This is a genomic window from Atlantibacter hermannii (assembly GCF_009907385.1).
Classification (GTDB): domain Bacteria; phylum Pseudomonadota; class Gammaproteobacteria; order Enterobacterales; family Enterobacteriaceae; genus Atlantibacter; species Atlantibacter hermannii_A.
This window is the reverse complement of record NZ_JAAATR010000045.1, coordinates 1-281: the sequence shown is the minus strand read 5'-3', so window position 1 is coordinate 281 and position 281 is coordinate 1. Positions and strand designations below refer to the sequence as shown.

The following is a 281-nucleotide window of genomic DNA, read 5'->3' as shown; positions in this document are numbered from 1 at the left end:
TGAGCGACACCGTGACCCTGACGGCGGGCACCACGCCGGACGGAGTGAAATCTGTGTTTGTTGCCATCCCGAAATCCATTGTGGCCGACAATATCGCGACCAGTACATTACTGTTCACGGCGAAAGACGCATTTGGTAACAATATCCGCAACCTGGCAGCCAGCCTGAGCATTGAGGTGAAAGACAGCCTGAACGCCACGCCTGCAGCCGGGAAAGTGGCCGTCAGTACCGTGTCGGAAACCAGCACGGCGGGTGTGTACACGGCAACCCTGAAAGGGACG

General features: G+C 58.0%; 1 protein-coding gene. It reads left to right on the top strand.

What is annotated here, in order from left to right:
• Positions 1–281: invasin domain 3-containing protein (locus GV764_RS13525; protein WP_161660615.1), on the top strand; the 281-nt coding region annotated here is incomplete at both ends.